Source organism: Natrinema versiforme JCM 10478, from assembly GCF_000337195.1.
Classification (GTDB): domain Archaea; phylum Halobacteriota; class Halobacteria; order Halobacteriales; family Natrialbaceae; genus Natrinema; species Natrinema versiforme.
In genome coordinates this window covers 120,988-147,023 of sequence record NZ_AOID01000026.1, presented here as the reverse complement: position 1 = coordinate 147,023, position 26,036 = coordinate 120,988, and the positions used below count along the sequence as shown (strand labels likewise).

24 protein-coding genes and 1 pseudogene are annotated in these 26,036 nt (G+C 67.6%); 7 read left to right on the top strand and 18 right to left on the bottom strand.

The window, feature by feature from the left end; genetic code table 11:
• Positions 1-9: 9 nt before the first annotated feature.
• The 3 genes from C489_RS08455 to C489_RS08445 all read right to left on the bottom strand — a co-directional run bounded on the left by C489_RS08455 (position 10) and on the right by C489_RS08445 (position 4,422).
• Entirely contained in the window at positions 10-663 is a 654-nt protein-coding gene (locus C489_RS08455; RefSeq protein WP_006430795.1) for a helix-turn-helix domain-containing protein, read from the bottom strand.
• An 84-nt stretch (positions 664-747) separates the two neighbouring features.
• The gene (locus C489_RS08450) at positions 748-2,016 is read right to left on the bottom strand and encodes a Coenzyme F420 hydrogenase/dehydrogenase, beta subunit C-terminal domain (protein WP_006430794.1); all 1,269 of its coding nucleotides are present in this window, start codon (positions 2,014-2,016) and stop codon (positions 748-750) included.
• A complete protein-coding gene (locus C489_RS08445) occupies positions 2,017-4,422 on the bottom strand; it encodes a rhodanese-like domain-containing protein (protein ID WP_193364776.1) in 2,406 nt (801 codons plus the stop codon).
• A gap of 419 nt (positions 4,423-4,841) precedes the next feature.
• On the opposite strand from C489_RS08445, the gene C489_RS08440 reads away from it, so the two are divergent.
• Positions 4,842-5,036, top strand: a complete 195-nt coding sequence (locus C489_RS08440) for a cold-shock protein (protein ID WP_006185778.1) — start codon at positions 4,842-4,844, stop codon at positions 5,034-5,036.
• A gap of 169 nt (positions 5,037-5,205) precedes the next feature.
• Here C489_RS08440 and C489_RS08435 read toward each other — a convergent pair whose 3' ends face one another.
• Positions 5,206-5,568, bottom strand: a complete 363-nt coding sequence (locus C489_RS08435; protein WP_006430792.1) for a cell division protein SepF — start codon at positions 5,566-5,568, stop codon at positions 5,206-5,208.
• Positions 5,569-5,767: 199 nt separating this feature from the next.
• On the opposite strand from C489_RS08435, the pseudogene C489_RS08430 reads away from it, so the two are divergent.
• Positions 5,768-6,531 (top strand): annotated as a pseudogene (locus C489_RS08430) (DUF1028 domain-containing protein).
• Between the two features lie 9 nt (positions 6,532-6,540).
• Here C489_RS08430 and C489_RS08425 read toward each other — a convergent pair.
• Positions 6,541-6,990, bottom strand: coding sequence for a CBS domain-containing protein (locus C489_RS08425; RefSeq protein WP_006430790.1), 450 nt, complete (start codon positions 6,988-6,990; stop codon positions 6,541-6,543).
• Positions 6,991-7,159: 169 nt separating this feature from the next.
• Positions 7,160-7,639 (bottom strand): RNA-binding protein, encoded by a 480-nt coding sequence (locus C489_RS08420; protein ID WP_006430789.1) that lies wholly within the window; start codon positions 7,637-7,639, stop codon positions 7,160-7,162.
• A gap of 131 nt (positions 7,640-7,770) precedes the next feature.
• Here C489_RS08420 and C489_RS08415 point away from each other — a divergent pair, with 131 nt between their 5' ends.
• The gene (locus C489_RS08415) at positions 7,771-8,064 is read left to right on the top strand and encodes a DUF7562 family protein (protein WP_006430788.1); all 294 of its coding nucleotides are present in this window, start codon (positions 7,771-7,773) and stop codon (positions 8,062-8,064) included.
• A gap of 17 nt (positions 8,065-8,081) precedes the next feature.
• Here C489_RS08415 and C489_RS08410 read toward each other — a convergent pair whose 3' ends face one another.
• Positions 8,082-8,729 (bottom strand): helix-turn-helix domain-containing protein, encoded by a 648-nt coding sequence (locus C489_RS08410; protein ID WP_006430787.1) that lies wholly within the window; start codon positions 8,727-8,729, stop codon positions 8,082-8,084.
• Positions 8,730-8,811: 82 nt separating this feature from the next.
• On the opposite strand from C489_RS08410, the gene C489_RS08405 reads away from it, so the two are divergent.
• Together C489_RS08405 and C489_RS08400 are read left to right on the top strand one after the other, a co-directional pair.
• Entirely contained in the window at positions 8,812-9,705 is an 894-nt protein-coding gene (locus tag C489_RS08405) for an alpha/beta fold hydrolase (RefSeq protein WP_239642043.1), read from the top strand.
• A gap of 104 nt (positions 9,706-9,809) precedes the next feature.
• On the top strand, positions 9,810-11,108 hold the full coding sequence (locus tag C489_RS08400; RefSeq protein WP_006430785.1) for an RNB domain-containing ribonuclease: 1,299 nt from the start codon (positions 9,810-9,812) through the stop codon (positions 11,106-11,108).
• A gap of 112 nt (positions 11,109-11,220) precedes the next feature.
• Here C489_RS08400 and C489_RS08395 read toward each other — a convergent pair whose 3' ends face one another.
• The 3 genes from C489_RS08395 to kdgK1 form a co-directional block, all read right to left on the bottom strand.
• Positions 11,221-11,757 carry a GNAT family N-acetyltransferase gene (locus C489_RS08395; RefSeq protein ID WP_006430784.1) on the bottom strand — a complete coding sequence of 179 codons (537 nt, stop codon included), beginning with the start codon at positions 11,755-11,757 and terminating at the stop codon, positions 11,221-11,223.
• A 212-nt stretch (positions 11,758-11,969) separates the two neighbouring features.
• The gene (locus C489_RS08390; RefSeq protein WP_006430783.1) at positions 11,970-13,214 is read right to left on the bottom strand and encodes a putative sodium/potassium/calcium exchanger; all 1,245 of its coding nucleotides are present in this window, start codon (positions 13,212-13,214) and stop codon (positions 11,970-11,972) included.
• Between the two features lie 180 nt (positions 13,215-13,394).
• Positions 13,395-14,354 carry a bifunctional 2-dehydro-3-deoxygluconokinase/2-dehydro-3-deoxygalactonokinase gene (gene kdgK1, locus C489_RS08385; RefSeq protein ID WP_006430782.1) on the bottom strand — a complete coding sequence of 320 codons (960 nt, stop codon included), beginning with the start codon at positions 14,352-14,354 and terminating at the stop codon, positions 13,395-13,397.
• 212 nt (positions 14,355-14,566) lie between these two features.
• Between kdgK1 and C489_RS08380 the strand changes: the two genes are divergently transcribed.
• On the top strand, positions 14,567-14,815 hold the full coding sequence (locus C489_RS08380) for a hypothetical protein (RefSeq protein ID WP_006430781.1): 249 nt from the start codon (positions 14,567-14,569) through the stop codon (positions 14,813-14,815).
• A 16-nt stretch (positions 14,816-14,831) separates the two neighbouring features.
• Here the strand turns inward: C489_RS08380 and rtcA are convergent, their stop codons facing one another.
• From rtcA to C489_RS08365, 3 genes are all read right to left on the bottom strand, one after another.
• Positions 14,832-15,923: an RNA 3'-terminal phosphate cyclase gene (gene rtcA, locus C489_RS08375; protein WP_006430780.1), complete on the bottom strand. Its 1,092-nt coding sequence runs from the start codon at positions 15,921-15,923 to the stop codon at positions 14,832-14,834.
• Positions 15,924-16,012: 89 nt separating this feature from the next.
• The gene (gene mutL, locus C489_RS08370; RefSeq protein ID WP_006430779.1) at positions 16,013-18,241 is read right to left on the bottom strand and encodes a DNA mismatch repair endonuclease MutL; all 2,229 of its coding nucleotides are present in this window, start codon (positions 18,239-18,241) and stop codon (positions 16,013-16,015) included.
• Positions 18,242-18,379: 138 nt separating this feature from the next.
• The gene (locus C489_RS08365; RefSeq protein ID WP_006430778.1) at positions 18,380-19,180 is read right to left on the bottom strand and encodes an SDR family NAD(P)-dependent oxidoreductase; all 801 of its coding nucleotides are present in this window, start codon (positions 19,178-19,180) and stop codon (positions 18,380-18,382) included.
• A gap of 163 nt (positions 19,181-19,343) precedes the next feature.
• Between C489_RS08365 and C489_RS08360 the strand changes: the two genes are divergently transcribed.
• Positions 19,344-20,174 (top strand): YihY/virulence factor BrkB family protein, encoded by an 831-nt coding sequence (locus C489_RS08360; RefSeq protein ID WP_049890706.1) that lies wholly within the window; start codon positions 19,344-19,346, stop codon positions 20,172-20,174.
• 59 nt (positions 20,175-20,233) lie between these two features.
• Here C489_RS08360 and mutS read toward each other — a convergent pair whose 3' ends face one another.
• The 5 genes from mutS to C489_RS08335 form a co-directional block, all read right to left on the bottom strand.
• Positions 20,234-22,966 (bottom strand): DNA mismatch repair protein MutS, encoded by a 2,733-nt coding sequence (mutS, locus tag C489_RS08355; RefSeq protein ID WP_006430775.1) that lies wholly within the window; start codon positions 22,964-22,966, stop codon positions 20,234-20,236.
• 401 nt (positions 22,967-23,367) lie between these two features.
• A complete protein-coding gene (locus tag C489_RS08350) occupies positions 23,368-23,691 on the bottom strand; it encodes a tRNA-binding protein (RefSeq protein ID WP_006430774.1) in 324 nt (107 codons plus the stop codon).
• Positions 23,692-23,739: 48 nt separating this feature from the next.
• Entirely contained in the window at positions 23,740-23,985 is a 246-nt protein-coding gene (locus C489_RS08345; RefSeq protein ID WP_006430773.1) for a DUF7861 family protein, read from the bottom strand.
• A gap of 84 nt (positions 23,986-24,069) precedes the next feature.
• The gene (locus C489_RS08340; protein WP_006430772.1) at positions 24,070-24,882 is read right to left on the bottom strand and encodes an ABC transporter permease; all 813 of its coding nucleotides are present in this window, start codon (positions 24,880-24,882) and stop codon (positions 24,070-24,072) included.
• A complete protein-coding gene (locus tag C489_RS08335) occupies positions 24,879-26,021 on the bottom strand; it encodes an ABC transporter ATP-binding protein (RefSeq protein WP_006430771.1) in 1,143 nt (380 codons plus the stop codon). Before C489_RS08335 ends, C489_RS08340 begins: the two co-directional genes overlap by 4 nt.
• Positions 26,022-26,036 lie beyond the last annotated feature (15 nt).

Below are 26,036 nucleotides of genomic sequence, written 5' to 3'. Positions count from 1 at the left end.
GCGACGCGACTACGGTTCTTCCTCGAGGATCGCGTCCATCAGTTTCGTCTGGGCCGCCGCCAGATGCTCGGTGAACGTCGATCGGGCGACGCCCAGTTCCTCGGCCACATCGGTCGCGTTCGCGCCCTTGGGGTAGTCGAAGTAGCCCATCTCGTGGGCCGTCTCGAGGATTTCTTGCTGTCTGGTGGTGAGCACGTCGCGATCGACGACGACCGGATCGGCCGAGACGTCCTCGTGGTCCTGCGTGAGTTCCTCGACGATGACGCCGTCGAAGTACGCCCGCAGTTCGTCGACGATATCGGCGATCTCGGCCAACTCGAACGTTCGAAAGGAGAGGAGCAACGAGCCGTTCTGGGCGCGGACCGACGAAATCGGCGTGCCCGTTCCCTCGATGATCTCGCAGGCGCAGTCTGCGCCGCTGTCGCGTTCGAACCGATAGATCGCCTCGCGCTCGTTCGACTGGACCGGCGTCAGTTCGACGCCGTGGTCCCCCTCGACCGCGGCGTCGGCGGCGACGCCGAACTCCTCGACGACCGTCCCCTCGGGCGTCGCCTGCGACGACCGAGAGACGGAGTCGACCGGTTCGTCGGCGGACGCGGAGACGTCGGCCACCGGACAGTCCGCCGGTTCGTGGACGACGACCGTTGCACGAAAGCCCGTCATATCCAGCTATACGCGACCATCCGGGATAACCGACGCCGGAATTCCCGCCGGGTGAAAATTCCTCGCACGGACCGACCGTCCCCGTTAGCACCACTCCTCGTACTGGTGGACGCGGGCCGGGTTCAGCGGCTCCGGCTCGCGGTCGGTCCCGTCGTAGGCCTCCCGGTGGTGCTCGTAGGTGATCCCGATGCTCCCCTCCCGGTCGAACGCCCGCGGGAGGATCGATTCCGCGCGCCGCCGGTTCCACTCGGCCAACCCCTCGAGCGCGTCCGGGCTGTCGATCGCGGTCGTCTCGAGGGCAGACGCGGCTCGGTTCCACGCCGATTCGCCGGCCTCGGTCCGCACGACGGCGGTCGTGGACCCGTCCGGGCTGCCGACGCTGCCGACGCTGATATCGGCCGCCTCGCCGACGAAGTCGGCACACTCGTCGCAGCCCCGCAGTCCCGCCGCGTCGAACGCGTCGACGTCCGCCTCGAGCAGCGCGTCGCCGTCGGCGTCGACGGCGCGGAGCGTCCCGTCGCTGATATCGAGCCCGTCGACCGCCTCGGGGTCGACGTCGAAGGACTCGAGGCGGGCGAGCAGCCGGTCGTGCTCGAAGCTGCGGGTACACATCAGCGCGACCGTGAGCGCGATCGGATCGGCCGGCTCGTGGTCGTAGCGATCGAGCGCGGTCGCGCCCTGAACCATACAGGGGGTGCCGACGAGCGCGAGGTCGGGGTCGTCGGTCTCGAGGTCCGCTTCCGCGAGCAGCTCGTCGATTTTCCCCAGCCCCATCGTCTGATTGTAGATGCTGCCGCCGGCTTCGAGCAAGTCCTCGCGGGAGGTCGCCAGCACGGCCTCGCCGCGCAGCGGTTCGTCCTCGCGCTCGCGGGCGACGACCGCGCCGTCCAGTTCGCCCGCTTCGATGAGTTCCGCGAGCAGAGCCGTCACGACGCCGCCGTCCTGTCCCGCCTCGGCGGCCGTATCGTCCGCTCGCGCCGCGTAGGTGGCCGGCTGCTCGAGGCCGCGTTCCTCCCGGGTCAGCTCGAGGTGGCGCTCGTAGCGCAGGCCGCTGCGGGGACAGAAGTCCCAACAGCGCGAACAGCCGGTACACATCTTGACGAGGGTGGGTCGGCCCTCGTCCTCGTCGATGCCGATGGAGTCGGAGGGACAGGCGGCGACACAGGAGGCACACTGGATACAGCGATCGGCCTCGATGACGGCCTCGTCCAGGTCGCGGAACCAGATCTTGCCCGGCGCTTCGGCGGCGTCGCGGTCCTGTTCGCGCGGGTCCTCGCCGACGCCCTTGACGCCCTCCCGCGGGACGCCCGGCTTCGGTACGTTCGTCGCCTTCGAGGGGTCCGTTCCAGACATCTAGCTCACCTCTGTGCCGATCGCGGGCGCGTCGCGCGCCGGCCGTTCCGTGATGATCTCGCGCAGGTCCGCATTCGACGTGTGGCGGGTCCACTCGGTGAAGGACTCGCCGGCCTCGCTGTCGGCGTCGTAGGCGCACATTGTGGCCTTGACGACCGCGGGCACGTCGTCGATCGGGATCTTCCCGACGAGCCAGTCGATGAACTCGTCGTTGCCCAAATCGCCGCCGAGTCCGAGGTCGGCCGCTCGTCCGGAGTCGTAGTCGTCGCGGTAGACCTCGCCGCGCAGTCCGAAGTCGCCCAACTGTGGCTGGGCGCAGGAGGCCGAACAGCCCGACATGTGGACGCGGATCGCCTCGTGGTCGTCAGCGATCCCGGCTTCCTCGGCCCAGTCGTCTAGCTCGCGGGCCCACCTGATCGCGCGATTTTTCGTCTCGATGATCCCGTAGTTACAGAACTCCCGACCGGTGCAGGTGACGATCCCGCGCGTGAACGGCCCCGGATCGGGGCTGTACCGCTCGAGCAGCGGTTCCTCGAGCAGCGCCGCAAGGTCGTCGTTGGCCAGGTGGGGCACGAGGATGTTCTGGTTGGGGGTCAGGCGGACCTCGCCGTCGCCGAGGTCGTTGGCCAGTTCGGACAGCTCGGCGAATTCGTCACCGCCCATCCGACCCGTCGGGACGTTCAGCCCGACGTAGGAGCGGCCGTCGGCCTGCTCGTGGACGCCGACGTGGTCGCCCCGGTAGTCCATCGTCAGGGTCTCGTCGGGTTCCTCGAACGCGAAATCGGCGTAGGACTCGAGTTCCTCGCGGAACTTCTCGGGGCCGAACTCGGCGACGAGGAAGCGCAGCCGGTTGACCGCGGTGTCGAGGTAGCTCCCGTGGTCGATAAAGAGGTCGGCCAGAGCGGCGACGAGGTCGTCGACCTGCTCGGGTTCGACGAAGAGATCGATGTCGCTGGCGACGCGGGGACCGTCCGAGAGGCCGCCGCCGACCCGCGCGACGAACCCCTCGCGGCCGTCCTTGCGGGCCGGCGTCAACCCGAGGTCCTGAATCCCCGACCGGGCGCAGTCCTCGCAACAGCCGGTGACGCTGACCTTAAACTTCCGGGGCAGATTGGCGTAGTGGCGGTCACCGAGGAACCGCTGGCTGACCCGCTCGACGACCGGTTCGATGTCGACGGTTTCGTCGGGATCGAGTCCGGCCGCGGGACAGCCGACTACGTTGCGAACGGAGTTCCCGCAGGCCTGCATCGTCGAGAGCCCGACCGCGTCGTAGCGGTCCCAGATCTCGGCGATGTCCGCGATTTCGATCCAGTGCATCTGGATATCCTGCCGGGTCGTGGCGTCGAGGTAGCCGTCGCCGAAAACCGGGTTCTGCTCGGGACCGCCGTATTCTGCGGGTGCGCGGGCGAACTCGTTGGCGACCTCGCCGATCGTGCGGGCCTGTTCGGCCGTGAGTCTCCCGCCCGGAGCCCGCGTCCGGAGCATGAAATAGCCCCGCTGCTTCTGGTGGTAGAGCCCGATCAGCTTCAGGCGACCGAGCACGTCCTCCCCGAGGTCGTCGACCATGGCCTCGAAGCCGCCGTTGGCGGCGTAGTGGCGGACCTGTGCCTGCAGTTCGACCGGATCCCACTCGGGGGCCTCGGCACGCACCCAGTCGGTCAGGCTCCCCTCGTAGAATTCGACTGCCTCGTAGCCCAGATGGCGGAGTGTGACGAAGGTATGACTGAGCCGTCTGGCCGTGTTACAGTAGAGGACGATCCGCTCGTCTCGCGTGATTCCCCGCTCGGCGAGCAGGTCCTCGAGCGCGTCCTCGCCCCGGAGTCGGCCGTCCGCGAGGAGGTCCGTCCACTCGAGGTGGACGGCCCCCGGAATCCGGGACTGCTCGTACTCGGCGGCGGTGCGGGTGTCGACGACGACCGCGTCGCCCTCGACCGCGGCTTCGACGCCCTCGCGGTCGATGAGCGGCGCGTCGTCCCGCAGCGTGGCCTCGTAGTCGGTCGGCGCGGGACTGGGACTGGCGGTCGCATGCGAGCGGTCGGCGTCCGCGAGCCACGCGTCCAGCCCGCCGTCTACCAGGAACAGCGAGCCCTCGTGGCCGTAGACGGCGGCGGTGAGCAGGAACCGAGCCGCGAGCGGGCCGCCGTCGTCCCCATACGCGACGAGGTCGTCCGTGCGGTCGATGCCGGCCTCGGACAGCAGCGTTGCGAACTCCCCGGGAGCCGGGAGTTCCCCGTCAGCGACGCTGCTCGGGTCCCGAAATCGATCGGCCGGGACGGAAACCGCACCCGGAATATGCCCCAGTTCCTCGTACTCCCGTTCCTCGCGGACGTCGACGACGGTGACCAAGTCCGACTCGAGACGGGCCTCGAGTCGCGACGGCGAGATGATACTGAAAGCTGCACTCACGGATGATCACCCGTGTGCCGGCGGCCCCGCTTCCCGTCCGCCACACACTCGAGCGAGACCGGACCCGACCGGACATATCGGTCATTCGACACAGTTGCGCTCATGCTGTACCCGGCGATAGCGCTCGAGCCCCCTTTCAAATACGCGTACGGGTAAGCGGTACCGCGGCTCCCGAACGACGGCAGTAGGCCACCGTCGTTACTGACAGCTTCATTACCCTTCGTACGCACCGCCTTTATTCGCCCCACGAAACCGAACGCGGCGCTCGGCGGTTCTCCCTCGAGAGGTGCCCTTGGCCGGGATCGTCACGAACCGCGGCAATTATATCCGATTCAGGCCCTCACCGCGGACGGGTCGACGGTCGTGGTACCACGACCCTCGGAAGCCTTATCCCCCGATCGACCCTACGTATGTTTGTAATGGCGAAAGGAAGCGTTGATTTCTTCAACGACACAGGCGGCTACGGTTTCATTGAGACGGACGACGCGGACGACGACGTTTTCTTCCACATGGAAGATGTTGGCGGTCCGGATCTCGAAGAAGGCACAGACATCGAATTCGATATCGAACAGGCCCCCAAGGGCCCGCGCGCGACGAACGTCACGCGAACGTAATCTCGAATTCAACGCGTCGCTTTCGGCGGCGCGAGACGACTGAGTTATTTTATTGCGATCGAACGGGAAGCGGTAGCGACGTACCAGTTCGGGTCGCCACAGACGAGTCAAGAATAGTGATTGCTGAATGCGAACGGCGATTCGGTATCTGCCCGTCCGATGACTCCCGCTATGCCTTCTGGCCCAGCTTTTCTCGGCTGATGTGGATGCCGGTCGGCGTGATGATCATCTGATCCTCGCCTTTCCGGACGATGTCGCCGTTGACTTCCTGGGCGACCTGCCGCAGTTCGTCGACGATGTGTTCGACGGTGCTGTCCTCGGTCCGGAGGCGCGTGATATCCGCGATGACGATGTCGCCGTCGTAGACGGCGTCTTTGATGTCGATCGCGTCGGCCTGTCCGCTGACCTCCGCGATGTGTACCTGCATCGTCGCCTCTGCGGACCCGTCGGAGACGTCCTCGAGGTTCAGTTCGGCGTAGTCCTCGACGGTTCTGGACTGGTTGCCGCCGAGAATTTTGCTCATGAGTCCCATTGGCGGTATCCACCGCCGCCGCCAGTATAGTTCTTACGTCAGACACGGTCCCGTCTACGAGACCGTTCGGCCGACCGACGGCTCGAGCGACGCCGGATTCCGCGGTCGAGTGTCGATTCGACCCGTCTCGAGAGTCGCCGGTCCGTGGGCCCGCCGATCGGCCGGTGGTTTTTAATTCCATACCGTTGGCGCGCAAACGATGACGTTCAGTATCTGCGTTCGCGAGGAGTACGAAACCGAGGACGGCGACCGCCACCGCCGGTTCGGTGTCGCGGTCACGACGCGGCTGCCGGGCGTCGGGACGCTCTGTCCGTTCGTCAGCGAACACGGGGCGGTCGCCACGCAGAGTCTGGTCAACGTCGACCTCGGCGCGCGCGCGGGATCGAGTACATCGACGACGGGCTCGCAGTCGACGACGTGCTCGAGGCGCTGCTCAACGCCGACGAGGGCGCGCCCCAGCGGCAGTTACACGGCGTCGACGGCGAGTCGACGTTCGCCTTCTCGGGCGAGGAGTGCGTCGCCGAGTACGGCCATCGCGAGGGCGACCACTACACCGTCGCGGGCAACATGCTGACCGGCGAAGCCGTCCTCGAGACGGTCGCCGAGGCCTACGAGGCAAACGCCGTCCACGACACGACGGACCCCGCGACCGGGCCGGCCGCCGTCACGGAAAACGTCGATACCGACCCGCTCGCAAAGCGGTTGATCGACGCGCTGGCGGCCGGCGACCTCGAGGGCGGAGACAAACGCGAGGAGTTGTCGGTCCAGAGCGTGGCGGTGGTCGTCGAGACGACGGAATCACACACCGTCGAGCCGCCGTACAACGACCTGCGCCTCGATGCGACCGAGACGCCGATCGCGGACGTACGGGAGACCTACGACCTCGCCGAGCAGGGCTACAGGGACATGCTCGCGCAGTACGAAGGCGCGTTCGAGGCGGATTCGCTGGACACCGCGGAGTGACCCCGTGACTCAGTCGCCCGCAGTGAGTTCCTGTCCCTCGGTCGCCTCCAGACGCAGCGGTTCGTCGCGCCACTCGATCTCGAGGCGGTGACGCGGGAGGTACGGAGCTAACGTGTGGGCCGAAAGCAGGCCGCGGTAGACGCCGTCGTCGACGACGGGGAGGTGTTTGACGCCGTTCGTTCGCATCGTTTCGGCGGCGTCGGCGATCGTCGCGGTCGGCGACACCGTCGTCACCGGCGCGGACATGATCGCTCGCGTCGCCGGACGATCGTCCGTTTCCGCGACCAGTGCGACGAGATCCGACTCGGTGACGATGCCGACGACCGACTCGTCCTCGAGGACGGGGAGCGCGGAGACCGTCGGCCGGCGGAGGGACTGAGCCGCCACCTTCGCGGGCGTTTCGGGAGTGATCGTCGGCGGCGAGCGGAGGTCGACGGCTTCGACTGTCGTCTCGATCATGGTTGGGCAGTGATAACATGAACCAATATATAACACTAGTGGACAACCGTCTATTAGGTGCTAGAATTGCTAGTAGATAGTGGCATGGAACTATATATACCGCGACATTCAAAGGTGAAAGGAGGTATTTTCACCAATACTCAAAATCAGACCGTTGCCGCCGGGTGACTTACCCGGTGAATTCGTAGAGGTCGTCGCCGACGTGGTGCAGGGAGTCGACGACTTTCCCCTCGTTGCCGGCCATCTCCGCGCCGTCGACGCGGGCGCGGCCGACCGCGAGCACCTTGCCGTGGGATTCCTCGGCGATGACGACCAGATCGTCCGGCGAGATGTCCTCGGTCGCGTCGGTGATCCCCGGACGCATCACGTCGGCACCGTCGCTGACAAACGAGATCGCCCCTGCGTCGACAGTGACCAGCCGTTTTTCGGGCTCGTAGGCGTTCGCTCCGCGGACGGTCAGAAAGAGGTCGTCGCCGAATTCCGCGACCTGCGGTTCGCCGTCGATGAGAACCACTTCCCAATCGGTGTCCTCGAACTCGACGCGCTCGTAGGCGTCACCGTCGGGCGAGACGCCCAGTTGCTCCGCGAGCGTCTCCTCGAGATCCGACACCGCGTCGCTGCGGAGGTGATGTCGAGACTTGACCTGCATGATCGGGCAAACGAGCGGTCCGGAGATAAAAGGCCCGTTCCGGAGAGCGCGTCGGGTCCCGGTTTGCCTGACCGTCAGACTGCGAGCAACGTGTGCCAATCGCTAAGTAGGACCGCGCCGTCGGGCCGCCTATGTGGCCCTCTCGGAACCGGACGGAGACGGTCACCTGTCTCGCCTGTGGCATCGAGCGAGCGCGCGACGAGGCCCGGGAGTACGACAAGCACGGCGACCGCTGGGATCGCGAAGACAAGACCTTCGAATACCTCTGTAAGGCCTGTCACAGCGACCTCTGTCACCACCCGCGCGGCGAACTCGAGGACCTGCTGGTCGACCTCGAGGCCGGCCGGCTGGATCGGGACGCGTTTCTCGCGAGCTATCTCTCGGCGGTCGAGGAGCGGTACGGCCCGCTCGAGGAGGAATCGTAAGCACTGCCGGGACGGCGCTACTGCGTGTCGACGGCGTCCGCCACGAGCGCCGCTTCCGCTTTCCGCAGTAGTTCGCCGGCCGTACTGCCGGCACAGCCCAGTTCGGCGGCGACGTCGGCGACCGAGCCGGACCGCGGAACGTCGTAGTAGCCGACGGCGACGGCGGCCTCGAGCGCGCCTCGCTGGCGGTCGGTGAGTGCAGTCGCCGACGCCCGGCGGTCGAACTCGCGGACGCGTTCGATCGTTCCGTCTGCCAGGTCGGTCAACTCGTCGTAGAAGCCGGTCAGTGCATCGGGTCGGCCGACGGCCTCGAAGGCCACCGCGCCGGTGTCGCGAAACGTGACCGGCGGCAGGAACACGATCCGTGCATCCTCGACGAGCGTGAGGATCGTCTCCTCGAACTCGTAGGCCGTCTGGTGGACGAACGCATACGTCCCGTCGTCGCGCTCGACGAACTCGGTCGCGGTGACGCTCTCGACGGCAGCCAACAGATCGGCGGTCGCGGCGGGCCCGCCGTCACACCACAACAGCGTCGTCACGGTCCCCATCGGCCCCCACATCAGGAGTTCCACTCGCGACACGCCGTCCGTCGTAACGAGTCGCCGGTGGAGGGGGTGTGCGACCCCGTCCGGAAACGTCACGCTGAACGAAACGCGCCTCACCATCGACCGGTGTCGCCGAGGGGTATTAAAAGGCCGCATGGATCCGGGAGAAGTCACTCGGGAACCGACCGAGAATACTCGGTCGATGACACTGTCGCGATCGGATGCGCCGGCCGAGGACGACGACCGCGAGGCGGATCCACCGACGATCGTTACGGGAGCCGACGGGAGGCGAGTCGCGTACGCCGACTACGGCGACCCCGACGGGACGCCGGTCGTCGTCCTCCACGGCACGCCCGGCTCGCGGCGCTTCGGTGCCCTGCTCGACGATCCGGCGCGGGAAGCGGGCGTTCGCCTGCTCGCCCCGGACCGGCCGGGATACGGCCAGTCGTCGCCCGTTTCCGACCGGGACATCGCCGACACCGGCGCGACCGTCGCCGCGGTCCTCGAGGCGGAGGACATCGCTCGGGCCGGGATCGTCGCGTTTTCCGGCGGCGGACCCCACGCGCTCGCGCTCGCGGCGACGCGGGGCGACCTCGTCGACGAAATCGATATCGTCTCCGGCGCGCCGCCGCCGTCGCTCGCGGCCGATCTCCCCGCCGTCCAGCGCCTGCTCGGCTCGCTCGCGCGGCGGATCCCCCGTCTGCTGAGTGGGTTACTCGGCGTCCAGACGCGACTCGTCGCGCGAACGCCGCCCGCGGTCGTCCTCTCGCAGTACGCGACGGCGGCCGAGCGCACCGAGATCACGCCGGCGATGGCGGAGCGCGTTCGGCGCGACTTCCTCGAGGGGGTCGGGACACAGCGGGACGGGTTCGTCACCGAGACGCGGCTGGTAACGACGGAGTGGGGGTTCTCGCCGTCGGACGTCGATCACACGGTCCGGCTCTGGCACGGCGACGCCGACGCGAACGCGCCCCTTCGAGGTGCCCGGCATCTTCGGGATCGGGTCCCCGACGCCGAACTGACCGTTCTCGAGGACGCCGGCCATCTGACCGCGCTGTCTCGCAGTCGGTCGCGGATCGTTCGGTCCCAGCGGTAAGCGAGCACACCGGACCGAGACCGGGTCAGGCGTCCCACCGACGGCAGCTTCGGACTGGGGCCGATCCCGACACGACTTTCACTCTTACGTGCGTAGCCCTCGCCATGAGTGACGACGCACAGGCCGAGGCCGGAACGGTGGAAGGCCAGGGTCCAGTCGAAGTCTCGGAGGATCTCGCGCGCCATCTCGAGAACAAGCGCGAGGAGCTGTTCGAGAAGTTCGAGCTCCGCGACGAGTTCCCGCCGGAGGTCTTGGAGGAAGCCGAAGCCCGAACGGAGGGCGTGACGGCCGAAATCGAAGACGAGATCGACGAGCGACAGGATCTGCGGGAGCTGACGACGTGGACGACGGACCCGATCGACGCTCAGGACTTCGACGACGCGCTCTCGATCGAAGAGCGCGACGACGAGTACGTCCTCTGGGTCCACATCGCCGACGTGACCCACTACGTCAACCCGGAGACGGCGATGTGGGACGAGGCCGTCGAGCGCGGGAACACGGTCTATCTCCCCGGCTACACGGTCCACATGCTGCCGCCGGTACTGGCCGAAACGGTCTGCTCGCTGGTCCCCAACGAGGACCGGCTGGCCCACACTGTCGAGATGCACCTCGACAAGGAGAACCTGACCTACGAGACCATCGAGATCTACAAGTCGGTCATCGAGTCCGACGAGCGGCTCACCTACGCCGAGGCCGAAAGCCGGCTCGAGGAGCCCGACGCCGACCTCCACGAGGAGAACGCGCTGGTCTACGATCTCGCAGAGCAGATGCACGAACAGCGCAAGGAAGACGGCTCGCTCGTCCTGAACCCGGCCCGCGACCGCGCTCACACCATCATCGAGGAGTGCATGCTGAAGGCCAACAAGGCCGTCACGCACGAACTCATGTGGAATCGCGGCGTCTCGGCCATGTACCGGGTCCACCCCCAGCCCAGCCCCGACGAGTGGTCCGAAGCGCTGCGAGAGATCCAGGACCTCGACGGCGTCTCGATCCCCGGCAGCACGTGGGACGACCCGCGAAAGGCCGTCAACGCGACGCTCGAGGACGCGCCCGAGCGCCAACTGGACAAGATCCAGTGGGCGGTGATGAAGGTCATGCCGCGAGCGCGGTACATGAACGATCCCTTCGGCGGCCACCACGCGCTGAACTTCGAGATCTACGGCCACTTCACGAGCCCCATCCGCCGGCTCTCGGACCTGATCAACCACTGGATCGTCTACCAGAACGACGTGCCGGAGAACCTCGTCGAACTCTGCGATCGCGCCAGCGATAAGCAGAAAGACGCCGAGCAGTGCGAGCGCGAGTACAAGACCTTCCTCCAGGAGGTCGGCCTCGATCCGGCGGCGGTCAACAACCGCGGGATCGAAGTCGTCGACGACAGCGAGGCCGAGCGAACGCTGTGAGTGAGGCCTCGAGCGATCGAACGGCGACGAAGCGAGCCGGGAGCGACAGCGAGGCCGACAAAACGCTGTAGCGGTCTCTTCTCCGTATTACAGCAGGCAGCCTACTCACGGACTAGTCGAAAAGCCGCTTCTCGTAGACGTGCTCCTCGAGGCCCGCCGCCAGATCGGACGAGCGGGTCCTGATGCGGTCGAAGCCCCGCGATTCGTAGAACGAGACGCCGACCTCGTTGGCGGCGAGGACGCCCAGTCGCAGTCGATCGAACCCCGCCGAGAGTTCGGTCTCGAGGCCCTCGAGCAGCGCGGTTCCGGTCCCCTCGTTCCACCTCTCGGGTCGCACGTAGAGGCGCGCGAGAAAGGCGACCGAGGAGTCCTCCGGCCACGGGACGGCGTGGACGAAGCCACAGGAGTCGCTGTCGGCCCCCACACCGGCCGTCGGCGAGTTCTCGGCGACGAGGAAAGCGGCGTCGTCGCGGCCGCTCGCCTCCGTGATCGACGACTCGAGGTCACCGATCGCGTACCACTCGTCGACGACCTCGTCGACCGTCTCGGGGCCGAGCACGTCGTCGTAGGCGGCGTGCCAGCTCTGGCGGGCGACCTCGTGGACGGCCCAGACATCGTCGACCGTCGCCCGGCGAACGTCTCGAGTCACACGGAACGTAGCACAGCGCCCGTCAAAAAGCAGCGGCCGACCGCCATCGATCCGGGACGGTCGCGCCGCGATGGATGCGCGCCGCCGTCGTCCGCTGCTACAGCGCCAGATCCGGTGAATCGGTATCGCCGACACAGTCCTGTCGGACCTCGAGTTCGGAACAGGCGTCTCTGAACAGTCCGTCGAGAAGAACGGCAGAAGCCTGCAGTACGTTACCGTCGGACTCGAGCGCCGACGCCGGTCAACAGGGCGAGTGCCGCAGCGCCGGCACCGAAGCCGGACACGCTGTCGTCGCTGCCGTCGGTCGTCTCGTTCTCGGCGGATCCGTCGGCGCTCTCTTCGTCAGTACTCCCCTCGTCATCGGATTCGATTTCGGACCCGTCGCTCTCGTCCGTGCTCTCGTCCTGTGCGGACGCGCCGTCGATCGTCGCCGTTCGCTCGGAGAAGTGGTTGACCGCGACGTAGACGGTCGCCTGTCCCTCGGCCTGTGTATCCTGTGCGACCATATACCGGGACTCGTCGCTCCCGATCGCGCCCTCGAGGTCGCTCTTCGAGGACGCTTCAACCGCGGCCTCGCCGTCGACGGTCACCGAGAGGTTCTCGAGGCTCCCGACGGCCTCCTCGGAGACGGTGGTCAGCACGACGGTCCCCTCGTGGGTCGTCCGATCGATCGTCATCTCGACGGTCCCGTTGGCGGTCGTCGCTGCCTCGGCGGACGTCTCCTGTCCGTAGGTGACGGCGTCGGATACCGTCTCGCCGTCGCGGTGGTCGGCCGTGACCTCGACCGCGGCGTTGCCCTCGGTGATCAGCGATTCCTCGTAGCTCGCTTGTTCGTCGCGTTCGCCCTCGTCGTAGGAGCGGAACGCGAGCGTCGCGTTCTCGCCGAGGTCGGCCGTCACGTTCCCGTCGGCGACGGTCACCTCGCCGTCACCGACGACGAGGAACGCGCCCTCGCGGTCGCCCGTTTCGACCACGACGCGGTCGCCGTCCTCGCGGGCCTCGGCGCTCGCCCCGAGGTCGGCTTCGACGTACTGGGCCTCGTCGCCGCTCTCGACGACGAGCGTGCCGTGCTGATTGTCGTGAGCCGACAGCGTCGCGCCGCTGTCGGCCTGTATCTCGGCGCTGGCCTGCGTCTGCGTCGCGAGCGACAGCCCCGCGCCGCTCAGGTCCGTCGCGGCCTCGAGGCCGGTGCTCGCGTCGAGTCCAGCATCGGCGTCGGCCTCGCTCTGGGACTGGACAGCAACCGACGAAAAGGCTTGTTCGCCGTCGACGCTGTAGTTCGCGATCGCATCGCCCTGGACGTCGAACGCGACGTGAGCCCCCGCGTAGGCGTCGCTCTGGGTAGTCGTACTCGATCCTGTCGCAGTCGTCGTTGTCGTTGCACCGGCGGCCGCGGCCATCGTCACGGCGCTCGTGGCCACGAGCAGTGCAACCACCAGTGTGGCTCCGCGATTCATTACGAGCCGTGGCTTTCGACGCCCACATAAAACGACTTCTGGCAAATCCGTCCAATCGTCCGCGGGTAGCCGGTAACTCGAGTCGGGATTGCGAGACGCGGTCCGCGCCATCCACGTCGGCGGTCGTCCGCACCCGTTGCAAAACGAGGCGTCTGCAGCCGCTCGCCCGTATTCGGCGAGCTATCGCGAGATGTCTTCGCCCTGTTCCTTGACGATCGTCTCGACTTCGTCCGCGGTGACGAGCGCCGCGTCGCCGGGGATCGTCCGCTTGAGCGCCGCTGTCGCCGCGGCGTACTCGAGGGCAGTGGGAACGTCGTCGCCGTCGAGCCGGCGGGCGATGAACGCGCCGGTGAAGGCGTCGCCGGTCCCGATCGGGTCGACGGTGTCGGTCTCGTAGGCGTCGTGGTCGTGGACGACGTTGTCGTGCCAGCCGACCGCGCCCTCCGCGCCGCGGGTGACGACGACGGTCGTGAAATCGTACTGCGAGCCGAGTTTGTGCGCGAGCTGGCGCGGGTCGCCCTCGAACCCGAGGACGGTCCGGGCGTCGCGGGCGGCGATCACGAGGATGTCGATGCCCGGGAACAGCTTCGTCAGCGTCTCTTTTGCCTCGTCGGGCGACCAGAGCTTGCGCCGGTAGTTGAAGTCGAACGCGGTCGACGTCCCGCCTTTCCGGGCCGCTTTGAGCAGGTTGAGCGTCGTATCACGGAGCGTCGAGGAGAGCGCGGGCGTGATGCCGGTCGTAAAGAAGACCTTCGCGTCCTGAATCCGGTCGATATCGAACTCGCGGGCCTCCGCCGTCGAAATGGCGGTGTCGTCCCGGTCGTAGATCACGTTCGTCCCGCGGGGTTTGCCCGCGTGCTCGAGGTAGTAGGTTCCCTGTCGGCCGCGGTGGCTCCAGACGGGGTCGGCTTCGATGCCGTGTCTGCGGACTTCGCCGACGACGCGCCGTCCCAGCGCCGTCTCGGGGACCTTCGAGGTCCACGTCGCGGACGCACCCAGCCGGTTCGCCGCGATGGCGACGTTGCTCTCGGCCCCGGCGGCCCGGACCTCGAACGTGTCCGCGTTCTCGATGCGTTCGTTCCCCGGCGGCGACAGCCGGAGCATCGTCTCGCCGAACGTGACGATATCGGTCTCGCTCACGGTGCTTCCCCCCGAACAGATCGACAGCGAACGGCAGTATCTCCGTCAGCCATACTCGAGGCGACGGTCGGCGATGCTATAAGTTGTGGCGGTTATCGATGACAGCCCGCTCGAGCGGGGACGTCTCACTGCCGCGCCCTCTCGGGGACTCGCACAGACGGGTGCCGAACCGACCGAAAGGCTATAGCATCGCTGTTCTAACACGTTCATAGATGGTGTCGGCAGACGGGCTCAAGACATGGTTTGACTACCAACTCCTCTTCCTGGGGCTCGCTATCGCGTTTGTCTGCGTCATCACCGCGAGCAGCCAACTCGTGGCGTATCTGGGGACGCTTCCACTCACGGACTCGAACATCGAGCCCACAGACCCGACGTTCGCGCTCACGGTCGCGGGAGGCGGTCTCTTCGTGATTGTCCTCCTGATCGTGCTAACAGGACTGCTGAACCGAAACCGGCAGTAATCCCAGAAGCGACGGACTACTGACCCCCGTCCAGCGGCGACGCGACCGATACCACCGCCGTCTCAACCTCCCGCTCGAGGTCGATTTTCGCTCCAAACTCCTCGAGCAGCGCACACCGCGTCTCGACGTGGTCGGTCACGGCGGGAATTCGTACCTGGCCGCCGGCGAGCGCGAGAAAGCCGAGCAACTGGTCGGCCATGTGCCGATCGACCGGGGCTGCCCCCTCGAGAAAGCGATTCGCGGCGTCCGCGGCGTCTTCGCCGACCCGCTCGGCGGGCTTGCCGCGCTCGCCGAGGGCAGCGAATCCGGCGACGCCGGTCCCGTGATCGACGCGGAGCACCAGCGCGGAGCCGGGCGAAGGACTCGCTGCCGTCGTCTCGCACCGTTCCGTCAGTTCGAGATCGGACGCCGAGTCCAACCGCTCGAGCGCGCCTGCGGCCTGCCGAGAGGCGACGTCGCGGTCGGCCAGCGATTCCGATTCGGTGGTGTAGAGTCGGAGCCCCTCGAGCGGCCCGCGTTCGGTGAGTTCGATCGGCTCGAGACTTGAGGGCGCGATCCGAAGCGTCACGGTCCCGCCGCCGTCGGGATAGAACCCGCGGCGGTCGACCTCGCAGGCGGCCTCGACGCCGAACCGGCGGACCAGCGGGAGTGTGACGTAGCGGAGGTAGTCCAGCGGCGGCGACCACGCCACGTCCGTCCCGCCGGTGACCGTCACCGAGAGCGGGGACTCGAGGATCGTCGCCAGCGGCAGAAGGGCGTTGCACAGCAACGTCGTGCTGCCAGCGGTCCCGATATCGACGGTGTAGCTGCCGCCCTCGAGTCGGCCGCCGGGTCCGTCCGCTGGTCGGCCGCCCGCGTCGTCGGGCTCGAGGCCCGGATCGAACTCGATCGTCTCCGATCCGAGTTCGTCGCCCGAGACATCGGCGTCGCAGAGTGCGGCCATCGTCTCGAGGACCGCCAGATGCTGGTGGCGGAGCCCGGGCGTCGATCGGTCGCCGCGGACGTGCTCGAGCCGAACCGGCTCGTTCTCGAGGACCGACAGCGCGAGCGCGGTCCGGACGAACTGGCCGCCGGCGCTCGAGCCGTCGAGTTCGCGCGGGGTCGTCATGTGCGGGGGTTCTGCCTCGAGTCACCTACCACTGCCGACGCCGGGTCGCGTCGGTGCTGTGTCTCTGATCACACACCCTCGAGGCGACCCTATCCGCCGTGTCCGGGATAGTCCCGCTCGAACCGATCCTCGATCTCGCGCTCGTCGAACCGGACGACCACCGGTCGGCCGTGCGGACAGGAATAAGGGTTCTCGCAGTCGTCTAACGCCGACAGCAGGTCGATCACTGACCCCTCCGTCAGCGACGTGTTCCCCGTGATCGACGGATAACAGGCCAGGTCGCCGAGGAACTCGTCGGCCAGCGCGTCGACCGTCTCCGCGCCCGCCTCGCGGTCGCCCTCGACGAACGAAGTGAGCACGTCCCGCAGGCGCTCTGGCTCGAGGGTCTCCGCGAACACCGCGGGCACGGTCGTCACGGCGACCGTTCGGTCGTCGACCCGATCGGCGTAGAAGCCGAGCCGGGAGAGCGCCTCGCTGTAGTGTTCGAAGGCTTCCGCTTCGGCCGCGGTCAACTCGAGTTCGACGGGTTCGGCGAGGGCCTGTGCGGTCGGGTCGTCCGCGACGGCCTCTTGCAGGCGTTCGTAGTTGACCCGCTCGTCGGCGGCGTGCTGGTCGATCAGGACGAGGCCGTCGGGCGTCTCACAGACCAGATAGGTATCGCGGAGCTGTCCGAGGACCCGAAGCGACGGCAGCGAGTCGAACTCGGTTTCCTCGCCCGTCGCGGGCTCGCCGGTCAGCGTCCGCTGTTCGGTGGCGGCCGCGAACTTGCGCTCGGGGTCGCGGTCCCGATCTGCCGCGGAGCCGGATTCGGGGTTCGAGTCGGTCCGACTCGAGTCTGCCTCCGTCTCGGTCGAATTGGGTGTCGCGCTCCCGGCCCCGTCAGCGTTCATCTCCGTCGCAGTCGTCGATCCCCGATCCGCGTCGCTCGAGGCGGATTGCGGGCTCGAGGATCGGGTGCTGTCGGCGGTCTCCGAACCGCCCGCGGTGGCAGCAGTGTCCGAGTCGCTCGCGTGACCGGCGGTCGAATCCGTCCCGCTCGAGTCGGTCGCTGTATCCGTCCCCAGATTTGCGGATTCGCTCGTCGCCGGTTCGTCGTTCGCTTCGGCGGTCGATTCCCCGGTCGGTGAGTGGGCTTCGGTTTCGGCTCCGGACTCGAGCGTCGTGGCCTCGCCGGCGGGCGAATCCGTCCCGCTCTCGGCTGCGCGTCGATCACCGGGATCGACTCGTGCCTCGCCGGGTGCCGAGCGGCCTCGCGGTGCCCGAGATCGGAGCAGTCCGTGCTCGAGCAGCGCGCTCTCGACCGCGGCGTCGACCTGCCGGCGGACCGCGTCGTCGTCGTCGAACCGCACCTCCCGCTTTCTGGGGTGGACGTTCACGTCGACCGCGTCGCCGGGGACTTCGAGGAAGAGCGTGACGAACGGGTAGCGGTCGCCGCCCAGTTGCGTGCCGTAGGCACCCATAATCCCCTCGCGGACGGCGTCGGCCGTGACGGCGCGGCCGTTGACGTAGGTCGCGAGGTAGTCCCGGCTCGAGCGGTTCGTTTCGGGGTGGGAGACGAGCCCCGAGACGGACTCGAGGGGGCCGGGCGGGAGTTCGTCGCCGCTGGCCTCGACGGGGATCATCGCCGAGGCGACGTCGCGGCCGTAGACCGACAGCACGGCGGCCTGCAGGTCGCCCTGTCCCGTCGTCGAGAACACCTCGCGGCCGTCGTGGGTCAGCGTGACGGCCACGTCCGGGTTCGCGAGCGCGTAGCGGGTGACGACGCGGTTGACGTGGGCGAACTCCGTCGCGGTCGTCTTGAGGAACTTCCGGCGAGCGGGCGTGTTGTAGAAGAGATCCTCGATCTCGACGGTGGTCCCCGCCGGACAGCCCGTCGGCTCGACGCTGGTCACCTCGCCGCCCTCGTAGACGAGTTCGGTGCCCGCGCCCTCGGTCTCGCGGGGTCGCGAGCGGATCGTCATTCGCGAGACCGAGCCGATGGTGTGTAAGGCCTCGCCCCGGAATCCGAGCGTCGCGACGCCGGACTCGAGGTCCTCGAGGCCATCGATCTTGCTCGTCGTGTGCTCGCGAACGGCCGCCCGGAGGTCGGCCTCGTTCATCCCGCGGCCGTCGTCGGCGACGCGGATCAGTTCGGTACCGCCCTCTTCGACGGTGACGTCGACGCTGTCCGCGTCGGCGTCGAGGCTGTTCTCGACGAGTTCCTTGACCGCGCTGGCGGGTCGCTCGACGACCTCGCCGGCGGCGATGCGGGCGACGGTGTCCTCGTCTAGCCGTCGGATACCGGTGTCGTCCTGTGGGTGTGTGCTCTCGTCGCTCATGATGAGTCGATGGGTCGGCGTCGGGGCTCGGCTCCGACACCCGATGTGCTGAATAGCCGTACAGAAGGCGACTGGTTAGGTCTTACGTCCCGCTTGACTCTCACTCACGTCCGGAGGCGGGCTTGCACGATCCCGTCGTCAGTCCTCGAGACCCAGATCCTGCGACATCGAGTTGCCGGCCCGCGGAACGCCCTTCGCCGTCACCGTCTCGCCGTTCATGAAGGAGGCGGCGGGGCTCGAGAGGAACTGAACCACGTCGGCGATCTCCTCCGCGTGGCCGATGCGGCGGTCGGTCTCCTCGCGGGGCGGCATGTCCTCGCTGTCGATGCCGAGCGTCTCGGCGACGCCGGGGGTCTGGATCAGCCCGGGTGCGACGCAGTTGACGCGGATGCCGTCCTCGGCCCACTCGACGGCAAGCGTCTCGGTCAGCCGGATGATCGCCGCCTTCGACGCGCCGTAGTGGCTCTCGCCTGGAGCCGCGTGCTGACCGTTCACGCTCGAGAGGTTGATGATAACGCCGCCCGACCCCTCGCGCATGACCTCGCCGGCGAGTTGCGTGCAGTGGACCGTGCTGTTCAGGTTGAGGTCGACGATGGTCTTCCAGCCGTTCGCGGAGATGTCCTCGAACGGCGCGACGAACTCCCCACCGGCGTTGTTCACGAGGATATCGATGTCGCCGAACTCGTCGACCGTCTCGTCGACCAGGTTCTGGACCTGCTCGCGCTCGCGGACGTTGCATTCGACGGCGATCGCATCGCCCGCGTCCGGGTCGTCGGCGATCCCCTCGGCGACCGGGCCGACCCGATCCATCGAACGCGAACAGATCGCCACGTCCGCACCGCTCGCCGCGAGCGTCTCCGCGATCGCCTGCCCGATTCCCTGGCTCGCACCGGTGACGACCGCGGTCTGCCCCGCGACGTCGAAGTCTGCTTCGTGCATCGTGCTAACGAGCAACCCAGCGTTTCAAAACGCTTCCGATGGCTCTCGGATAGCGTCGCTGTCGCCGTCGATCAGCGCCAGTCGAGCCGTCGTCTTCGGCGTCGGCGGTTCCGATGGCGAGTGCCAGCGCCGCGCTTTTGCTGACCGGAGCCGTCCCGACGGTATGGATCTGCGGCGGCTCCAGTCCGTCGCTCGAGACGTCGTCGCGGTGGTTCGCGAGTGCGATGTCGCGTTCATGGCGGGCAGCATCGCCCATGCCGCGTTTCTCTCCTTGCTGCCGCTGTTGCTCTTACTGTTGATCGTCGTCGGCGCGGTGGGAAACGAGTACATGACCGAGCGCCTCGTCGCGCTGGCCCGCGATCACCTGAGCCCCGCCGGTCAGGGGCTGGTCTACGAGGCGCTGACCCATGCGTCCCAGCGCGCCGGTGCGTCGCTCATCGGGATCGCCTCGCTGCTCTGGGGCATGGTCCGGATCGTTCGGGGGTTGAACACCGCGTTCGACGAACTGTACGGCGAGAGCGACGAATCGCTCCGCGAGGCGGTCGTCGACGGCCTCGTCGTCTTCGTCGTCATCGCGGTCGCCACCGTGGGGACGAGCCTCGCGACGGCGACGCTGGCGACGATCGATCACCCCGTCATCGTGGCGCTGACCCCGATCGCCCTGTTCTGCGGGCTCGTCGTCGCGTTCTTCCCCGTCTACTACGTCTTCCCCGATGTGGACGTGTCAGTGCGCGAGGCCCTTCCGGGGACCGTCATCGCCGCCGCGGGCTGGGTCGTCCTCGAGGCGCTGTTCGGGATCTACGCGGACCTGGTCAACACCGTCGGGACATACGACACGTTCGGTGCGGTCATCTTGCTCGTCGTCTGGCTCTACGGCACCGCGTTCGTCCTGCTGGTCGGTGCCGCGGTCAACGTGGTGATCGGAGACAAGAGAACCGAAAGCAGTGCCGACGAGAGCGACGGACGGGAATCGGCGGGTTCGGTCCGCGCGTAGGGTCGCTCACCCCGCCGTCGACTGCCGATTCTTCACCGGAAAGACGGTGTGGTAACCCGTCACTCAGATGGGGGAGTGTCCTCGAGTCGCTCCTGGAGCTGCTGAACTTTCGAGACGAGTTCGATCGGCGGCGTCGTGTTCACGTCGAGCGATTCGAGGTCCTCGAGGACGGCTTCGGTCTCGGGATCGATCGACGCGTCCGCGGCGTCGGCCTCCGCCGGACCGCCATCGGTCGTCGCCGTCTGCGTTCGCGCCTGCGATTCGCGCTCGCCCTGTGTCTGCATCGTCCCGCTTCCCAGATCGAAGACCGCCTGTACCGGCTCGCTCGCGGTCCCGCCCTTGGCCTCGATGGCCTTCTCCTCGCGCAGGCGCTCCAAAACGTCTCTCGAGCGGTCGACGACCGGGTCCGGAACCCCCGCGAGGTCGGCGACGTGGATCCCGTAGGACCGGTCGGTTGGCCCGTCTCGGACCGTCCGGAGGAAGGTTACCTCGCCGTCGCGCTCGTCCGCGGCGACGTGGACGTTGGCGACGCGGGGGAGATTCTCCGCCAGCCCGGTCAGTTCGTGGTAGTGAGTCGCGAAGAGGGTCTTCGCCTGCACCTCGTTGTGTAGATACTCCGTCGCCGCCCAGGCGATCGAGATCCCGTCGTAGGTCGCGGTCCCGCGGCCGACCTCGTCTAAGATGACCAGCGACTCCTCGGTCGCGGTGTGGAGGATGTTCGAGAGTTCGCTCATCTCGACCATGAACGTCGAGCGGCCCTGCGCGAGTTCGTCCAGCGCGCCGACGCGGGTGAAGATGCCGTCGACGAGGCCGATCTCGGCCTCCTTCGCCGGGACGAAACTCCCGACCTGTGCGAGCAAGACGATACAAGCGACCTGCCGCATGTACGTCGATTTGCCAGACATGTTTGGGCCGGTGACGACGAGGAAGCCACGGTCCTCGTCTGCGCGCCCGCTGGCGCGTTCTTGGTCGGCGGCTCCGGCCGCCGACCCCATCCGCACGTCGTTCGGGACGAATTCGGTCGTCTGCTCGACGACCGGGTGACGGCCCTGCTCGAGGGTGAGCCGATCGCCGCGGTCCAGGTCCGGTTTGACCCACCGGTTCTCGGCCGCGTGGGTCGCCAGACTCGCAAGCGCGTCGACCGTTGCCAGCGCTCGCCCGACATCTTGCAGCAGTTCGGCCCGTGCGGCAACCTCGTCGCGGAGTTCTTCGAAGAGTTCGTACTCGAGTTCGCCGCGCCGTTCCTCGAGCCGCAGGATCTCGCGTTCTTTCTCCTCGAGTTCGTCGGTGGTGAACCGCTTGGAGTTTTTAAGGGTCTTGATCTCCTCGTAGTGGTCGGGAACGCCGTCGGCGGCGGACTTGCCGACCTGGATGTAGTAGCCGTCGGTCTTGTTCCGGTCGACGGTGACGTGAGAGAGGCCGTACTGTCCCTTCTCGCGCTCGGCGAGGGTGTCGAGCCACTGCTTGAGTTCCTCGTGGCGCTCGATCACCTCGTCGAGGTCGTCGTCGTACCCCCGCTGGAGGAGTTCCCCCTGGGTCACCGTCGAGGGCGGTTCCTCGGCGATGGCCGCCGCGAGGGTCTCCCGAAGGTCGCTCGCGGCGTCCCGATCCGGCCGGTCGACGATCTCCGAGAGCGGCGAGTCGGCCAGATCCGCGTTCGATGCGATGCTATCGGCCAGTTCGGGCAGGACCGCCAGCGTATCCTGGACCGCGAGCAGATCCCGCGCGTCCGCGCTGCCGTGGGTCGCCTTCGAGGCCAGCCGGGCCAGATCGTAGGCCTCGCCGAGGGCATCCTGTAACTCGTCGCGAGCGAGTGCCGCCGTCGAGAGCGCGGCGACGGACTCCTGTCGCCGCTCGAGGGTCTCGAGCGAGCGCCGCGGGCGCTGGAGCCACTCCTTCAACAGGCGGCCGCCGGCGCTGGTCTCGGTGTGATCGATCGTCGCGAATAGCGAGCCATCGCGCTCGCCCTGCATGGTCTCGGTGAGCTCGAGGTTGCGCTGGGTGGTCGCGTCGAGCGTGACGTGGTCGTCACCGTGGTGGGCCTGAATGCGGGTCATCGAGGCGAGGACGCCCGCACCGGTTTCCTCGACGTAGGAGAGGATCGCACCGGCCGCGGCGATCGTCGGCTCGCCGACCGACAGCCGATCGACGGTCTCCGCGCCGAACTGCTCGCTGACCCCGTGTTTCGCCCGCTTGGGCGCGAAGGCCTCGGTCTCGTGGAGCGTGAGCGTCGCGCCGATACGATCGCGGACCTGATTCAGTAGGTCGTCGTCCGCCCGAACGTCGGGGCCAGGCAGCACTTCGACCGGGTCGAACCGGTACAACTCCGTCAGCGCGTTGTCGGCGTCGTCGGCCGCCGCCACGAGGAAGCGGCCGGTCGTCACGTCCGCGAAGGCGAGCCCGTAGGCGTCGTCACCGCCGTCGACGACCGCCGCGAGGTACTGGGCGTCGGCGTCGCTGGTCTCGAGCAGGGTGCCGGGTGTCACGACGCGGACGATCTCGCGGGCGTGGCCGGAATCGGTCTCGTACTGGTCGGCGACGGCGACGCGGTAGCCGCGCTCGACTAAGGCCTTGAGGTAGGGTGTCAGGTCGTCGACCGGCACGCCGGCCATGGGGTACGACGAGCCGTGGGAGGACTTCTGGGAGACTTTGAGATCGAGTTCCTCGCTGACGGTCTCGGCGTCCTCGCCGAAGAATTCGTAGAAGTCGCCACACTGCATCGCCAGTAGTTCGGCGTCGGTTCCCTCCTTCAGCGAGAAGAACTCCCCGACGATACCCGTCGCCTCGGTCATATCCGGTGACTGTCCCTCCACCGCAAAAACCCTGCGGGATCCGCGGTGGACGTGGTCGCTCGGCGACGAGAGCCGTCGCTCAGCGGGAGCGGTCGGTCGGAGAACGTCGGCCGGGAGCCGACGTCGAATCAGTTCGGCGCTGTGGTAGGTGGTGGAGGATCGGAATCGAGGGGGAGGGGTCGACGGTTGAACGATGTCCGATCCGTGGCGAGCGGGGCGATGATGTCTCGGATGTCAGACGGGTCGGATTGGCAACGACCGAATCCGCCCCGCCTCGCCACGTGTGTTCCGTGGCTCCCCGTGCCTATACTTATTGTCTCGTTGAACCGGTTTCAGCGGCGGAAATCGGATCGATTCGGTCTAGCGGGCAGAGCGAGCGAACGGGGCACTCCGAGTCCGAGTCAGTACAACGGTCCGCCCAGCGGCACGTCCTCGTCGGGCGAGACCAACACGGGATACCCCTCCTCGCCGGGGACGCCGACGGTCAGCGCCTCGGATTTGAAGCCGGCGATCCGTACCGAGCCGAGATCGGTCGCACACAGCACCTGCCGCCCCTCGAGGTCGGCGGCGTCGTAGTGGTAGTCGAGTTGCGCGGCCGACTGAATCTCCTCGTCGCCGAGGTCGATCCAGAGCTTGGTCATCTCCGGCTTCTCCGCTTCGGGGAACGGTTCGGCGTCGATCACTTCGCCGACTTCGATAGTCACGTCGAACGGACTCTCGACCATGCGCCGGAATAGCGTCCCCACCGAAAATTAGGTATCGGTTCTCGCGTGTCAGCCGCCGCGTGTCCGGTACCAGACCCGGGCACCGACCGGCGACTCGTCGGCCTCGAGGTCGAGTCTGCGGAGGACGAGATCGCGGATCGCGACCGTCACGACGAGTTCGATCGCGTCGCCGTCCTCGGTCGTTACCTCGAAGACCGCGTGGCCGTCCCGCCGAGCGACGGCGTCGATCGTCCCGACGGACCACCGCTCGAGGTCGTGGGTCGGCTTGCGCGCGTGAATCCTGTCGTGGGCCATACCGGACCGAACGGGTGCCGAGGGGGTGAATCTGGCGGGGATGCGGGTCCGGACGACGCCGGTCGGGTGCGAGGCGGAGGCGGGTCAGTAATCCCCGAGGACGCCGAGGCGTCTCGCCCGGCGGGTCGCGTACTGGAAGACGGCGTAGCCGGCCGCGAAGTAGCCCACGGCGACCGCGAGCAGGACGGCGAGCTCCGCCGGCGGGAACTCCCAGAGCCGGACGCCGTCGATCATCGTCCGCTGGAGGAGCGCGCTGCCCTGCGCGAGCGGGAGCCACCGGAGCCAGCCGAGGTCGAAGGCTGGCGCGGAGATCAACACGATGAAGCCGAACTGGAGCAGGTTGAGCCAGTTGCCGATCTGCTTGTAGAGGACGGTCACCCCGCCCGCGGCCAGCCCGAGGCCCAACACCGAGACGATGCTGAGCGTCGCGACGACGACGGTCGTCACGAAGTTCAGCTCGAGGCCCGTTCCGGTGATGACGAGCATCACCGCGAGCAACACCGCGGAGGTGAGAAACGACCGGACGATCTTGGCGACCCCTTTCAACAGGACAACGGGGGCGAACCCGAACGGCGACATGACGTGGCGCTCGAGGGTTCCCCACTGGACCTCGCTCCCGATGTCGTTCGATATCGAGGAGTACGCGCCCACCGAGAGCGACCACAGGAAGTAGCCGACGATGATCCCTTCGATGGAGTCGGTCAGCGCCTGCCCGGCGATCGCTCGGCCGCCGTAGAACAACAGCCCGAAGAAGAACACCGAGATGACGAGCCCGCCGATGGCGTTTGCGGGATACCGGACGAACAGCAGGTACTCCCGGTAGAGAACGGCCCGCGCGAGGTGATAGTAGCCGGCCGGCCGCGGCGTCCCGGTCGCGTCGGGTCGACCGGCGCTCATCGGTCACCCCTGTCGCCCTGATCGCCGGCCGTCAGATCGACGAAGACATCCTCGAGGTCGGGCTCGACGGTCCGAACGCGCTCGAGGGTCACGTCGGCGTCGCGGAGCATCGCCAACAGGTCGTAGAGGCCGTCGCTGTCGGTCACGACCTCGATCCGATGGCCGGGGTCGCGTCGATCGGCCTCGATCGCGTCGAAGCGCCGCCGGAGCCGCGAGACGAGCGCGGCGTCGATGTCGGCGCTCGTGATCCGAACGCAGTGGCGGTCCGTGTCGGAAAGCAAGGCGTCGACGGTGTCGTCCGCGACGATTGCCCCGTCGGACATGATCAGGACGCGGTCACAGACCGTCTCGACGACGTCCATATCGTGGCTACTGAGGACGACGGTGAGGTCCTCCTCCGCGGCGAGGCGTCGCAGTTCCCGCTGGAGCGTCCGGGAGCTCTCGACATCCAGTCCCAGCGTGGGCTCGTCGAGGAAGACGACTTCCGCGCCGCCGGCGAGGACGCTCGCCAGCGATACCTTCTGTTTCATCCCGCGGGAGAGGTCCCGGACCGGCACGTCCGCCTTCGCCTCGAGGTCGAGTTGTGCCAGGAGCCGGTCGTGGCGGTCGCGGACCGAGTTCGGATCGACGCCGCTGATCGTGGCGAAATAGCGGAGGTTCTCCCGGACGGTCAGCCGCCAGTAGTCGTTTCGCGCCCCTTCCAGCATCGCGTCGACGGCGCTATAGGCCGCTCGAGGCCGCTCCTCGAGGTCGATACCGCGGATCCGAACGGTGCCCGCGTCCGGCACGACCATGCCGAGGATCGACTTGATGAGCGTCGTCTTGCCGGCCCCGTTCGGCCCCAGCAGGCCCACGATCGAACCGGTCTCGATGTCGACGCTCACGTCGTCGACGGCGGTGACCGCCGCGTCGCCCTCGCCGAACCGCTTTGACAGTCCGGTGACGGAGATGGCGATATCGCGGTCGTCCGTCGCTGCTGTCTCGCTGCTAGCTGGGCGCGTGACGGCGGCCGTACGCTCCATACTGCGGTCCCGATCGAACCCGACCGCGGCGTCGCTCGAGTCCGCAGTGCCCTCTTCGCTGAACGCGGTCACGGCGTCAGTCACGCTCGCCGCCCCGGCGTTTTCTCGCGCAGTCACAGTACTATTTTAAGT

Excerpts from the sequence above, each read along its gene's own strand:
- C489_RS08340 (WP_006430772.1), bottom strand. The coding sequence starts at position 24,882 with ATGAGCGCCGGTCGACCCGACGCGACCGGGACGCCGCGGCCGGCCGGC.
- C489_RS08365 (WP_006430778.1), bottom strand. The coding sequence starts at position 19,180 with ATGCACGAAGCAGACTTCGACGTCGCGGGGCAGACCGCGGTCGTCACC.
- C489_RS08390 (WP_006430783.1), bottom strand. The coding sequence starts at position 13,214 with ATGAATCGCGGAGCCACACTGGTGGTTGCACTGCTCGTGGCCACGAGC.
- C489_RS08400 (WP_006430785.1), top strand. The coding sequence starts at position 9,810 with ATGAGTGACGACGCACAGGCCGAGGCCGGAACGGTGGAAGGCCAGGGT.
- mutL (WP_006430779.1), bottom strand. The coding sequence starts at position 18,241 with ATGAGCGACGAGAGCACACACCCACAGGACGACACCGGTATCCGACGG.
- C489_RS08380 (WP_006430781.1), top strand. The coding sequence starts at position 14,567 with ATGGTGTCGGCAGACGGGCTCAAGACATGGTTTGACTACCAACTCCTC.
- C489_RS08350 (WP_006430774.1), bottom strand. The coding sequence starts at position 23,691 with ATGGTCGAGAGTCCGTTCGACGTGACTATCGAAGTCGGCGAAGTGATC.
- C489_RS08435 (WP_006430792.1), bottom strand. The coding sequence starts at position 5,568 with ATGGGACTCATGAGCAAAATTCTCGGCGGCAACCAGTCCAGAACCGTC.
- C489_RS08345 (WP_006430773.1), bottom strand. The coding sequence starts at position 23,985 with ATGGCCCACGACAGGATTCACGCGCGCAAGCCGACCCACGACCTCGAG.
- C489_RS08455 (WP_006430795.1), bottom strand. The coding sequence starts at position 663 with ATGACGGGCTTTCGTGCAACGGTCGTCGTCCACGAACCGGCGGACTGT.
- C489_RS08440 (WP_006185778.1), top strand. The coding sequence starts at position 4,842 with ATGGCGAAAGGAAGCGTTGATTTCTTCAACGACACAGGCGGCTACGGT.
- C489_RS08410 (WP_006430787.1), bottom strand. The coding sequence starts at position 8,729 with ATGGTGAGGCGCGTTTCGTTCAGCGTGACGTTTCCGGACGGGGTCGCA.
- C489_RS08415 (WP_006430788.1), top strand. The coding sequence starts at position 7,771 with ATGTGGCCCTCTCGGAACCGGACGGAGACGGTCACCTGTCTCGCCTGT.
- C489_RS08450 (WP_006430794.1), bottom strand. The coding sequence starts at position 2,016 with ATGTCTGGAACGGACCCCTCGAAGGCGACGAACGTACCGAAGCCGGGC.
- rtcA (WP_006430780.1), bottom strand. The coding sequence starts at position 15,923 with ATGACGACCCCGCGCGAACTCGACGGCTCGAGCGCCGGCGGCCAGTTC.
- C489_RS08425 (WP_006430790.1), bottom strand. The coding sequence starts at position 6,990 with ATGATCGAGACGACAGTCGAAGCCGTCGACCTCCGCTCGCCGCCGACG.
- C489_RS08420 (WP_006430789.1), bottom strand. The coding sequence starts at position 7,639 with ATGCAGGTCAAGTCTCGACATCACCTCCGCAGCGACGCGGTGTCGGAT.
- C489_RS08360 (WP_049890706.1), top strand. The coding sequence starts at position 19,344 with ATGGATCTGCGGCGGCTCCAGTCCGTCGCTCGAGACGTCGTCGCGGTG.
- C489_RS08405 (WP_239642043.1), top strand. The coding sequence starts at position 8,812 with ATGACACTGTCGCGATCGGATGCGCCGGCCGAGGACGACGACCGCGAG.
- mutS (WP_006430775.1), bottom strand. The coding sequence starts at position 22,966 with ATGACCGAGGCGACGGGTATCGTCGGGGAGTTCTTCTCGCTGAAGGAG.